Origin of the sequence: Plantactinospora alkalitolerans (assembly GCF_015690345.1) — a bacterium.
Classification (GTDB): domain Bacteria; phylum Actinomycetota; class Actinomycetes; order Mycobacteriales; family Micromonosporaceae; genus Plantactinospora; species Plantactinospora alkalitolerans.
Window position 1 is genome coordinate 1 of record NZ_JADPUN010000434.1, and the last position, 2,298, is coordinate 2,298.

At 66.9% G+C, this 2,298-nt stretch carries 2 protein-coding genes; both read left to right on the top strand.

The window, feature by feature from the left end:
• Positions 1–1,172: non-reducing end alpha-L-arabinofuranosidase family hydrolase (locus tag I0C86_RS42360; protein ID WP_196206950.1), on the top strand; the 1,172-nt coding region annotated here is incomplete at its 5' end.
• A 300-nt stretch (positions 1,173–1,472) separates the two neighbouring features.
• On the top strand, positions 1,473–2,298 hold an 826-nt coding region (locus tag I0C86_RS42365; RefSeq protein ID WP_323374175.1), incomplete at its 3' end, for a dienelactone hydrolase family protein.

The following is a 2,298-nucleotide window of genomic DNA, read 5'->3' on the forward strand; positions in this document are numbered from 1 at the left end:
GCGCGGCGGTCCAGATCTCCAGCTGCCACAGTCAGACCAACCAGCAGTGGAACGTCAATTCCAACGGCACCATCAGTGGTGTGCAGTCCGGGCGGTGCCTGGACGTCTGGAGCACAGCCAACGGAGCGCAGGTCCAGTTGTACGACTGCCACGGACAGACCAACCAGCAATTCCGGCTCGTCTCCCTCGGTGGTCCCACCGAGCAGCCGCCTACGCCGACGCCGACGTCCAGCACGACGCCCACGCCCACGCCGACGGGCGCCAACTGCCCTCTTCCGTCGTCGTACCGTTGGTCGTCGTCGGGCGCGCTGGCGCAGCCGAGGTCGGGGTGGGTGTCGCTGAAGGATTTCACCTACGCCCCGTACAACGGTCAGCATCTGGTCTACGCCACGACGCACGACACGGGATCGACGTGGGGCTCGATGAACTTCGGCCTCTTCTCGGACTGGAACCAGATGGGCTCGGCCAGCCAGAACGCGATGTCTTCCGGCACCGTCGCGCCAACACTGCTCTACTTCGCGCCGCGCAACATCTGGGTGCTCGCCTACCAGTGGGGTGGGACCGCGTTCTCCTACCGCACGTCGAGCAACCCCACCAACGCGAACGGATGGTCGGCGCAGCAGACCCTCTCCACCGCGAGTATCTCCGACTCCAGCACCGGACCGATCGACCAGGCACTGATCGGCGACGACCAGAACATGTACCTGTTCTTCGCCGGTGACAACGGCCGGATCTACCGGTCCAGCATGCCGATCGGGAATTTCCCGGGCAGCTTCGGCTCGAACTACACGACGATCATGACCGACACGACCAACAACCTGTTCGAAGGCGTTCAGGTCTACAAGCTCCAGGGCGAGAATCGGTACCTCATGCTCGTCGAGGCGATCGGCGCGAACGGGCGCTACTTCCGTTCGTTCACGGCTACCAGCCTGGGTGGTTCGTGGACGCCGCAGGCGACGAGTGAGAGCAACCCGTTCGCCGGCAAGGCCAACAGCGGTGCCACCTGGACCAACGACATCAGCCACGGCGAACTGATCCGCAGCAACGCCGATCAGACCATGACCGTGAACGCCTGCAACCTGCAGTTGCTCTACCAGGGGCGGTCTCCCAGTTCCGGTGGTGACTACGGCCTCCTGCCGTACCGACCGGGTCTGCTGACCCTCCAGCGCTAACGATCGGAGAACGCCGGAGCGGGCGGGCCCGGCACAGTACCGAGCCCGCCCGCTCCTCACCTACCCCATCACCAGGAGGTACCGACAGTGCGAGGACACACACCCCACCCCACGCCCTCGGGGGATACCCATGCTGACCGAAGGTCCCCCGGCTTTCGGGGAGGGCTGTTCAAGCTCGCCGCGGCTGGGATCGCAGCCGCCGTCGGGTTGTTCGCCATGGCGGTGACGACCGGGTCAGCGTCGGCCGCCGACAATCCGTACCAGCGGGGCCCGGACCCCACCCGCACCAGTGTCGCGGCCGTGAACGGGCCTTTCGCCAACACGTCGGTCAGCGTCCCGACCGGGTACGGCTTCAACGGCGGCAGGATCTACTACCCGACCGACACCAGTCAGGGCACCTTCGGGGCCATCGCGATCTCGCCGGGTTACACCGCGTTGTTCTCGGCCGAGCTGGCCTGGATGGGGCCGTGGCTGGCCTCGCACGGCTTCGTCGTAATCGGCATCGAGACCAACAGCCGTAACGACTTCGACACGGCCCGAGGAACCCAGTTGCTCGCCGCGTTGGACTACCTGACCCAGCAGAGCCCGGTGCGCGACCGGGTGGACCCGAACCGGCTCGCCGTCTCCGGTCACTCCATGGGCGGCGGTGGGGCGCTGAGCGCAGCCATCCGGCGCTCGTCGTTGAAGGCAGTGGTCGGCATCGCGCCGTACTCGCCGTCGTCGAACCTGGCCAACGATCGGGTGCCCACGATGATCTTCTCTGGGCAGGCGGACACGGTGGTCACCCCGTCCTACGCCACCGGCCTGTACAACAGTCTCCCGGCCACGACGGAGAGCGTCTACCTGGAGGTCGCCGGTGCGGATCATGGCTTCATGGTCGGTCGGTCGAACCCGGTGATGATCCGGACCATGCTGCCGTTCGTCAAGATGTTCATCGACAACGACACCCGGTACAGCCAGTTCCTCTGCCCGCTGCTGGACTCCAGCGGCGTGGTCACCTACCGCAGCACGTGCCCGTTGCTGCCCCCGGCGCCGACCACCCCGCCGCCGACCGGCACGCCGACGCCGACCCCCTCCAGCAACCCGACGACCCCGCCGACCACGCCTCCGTCCACCCCCACCGCTC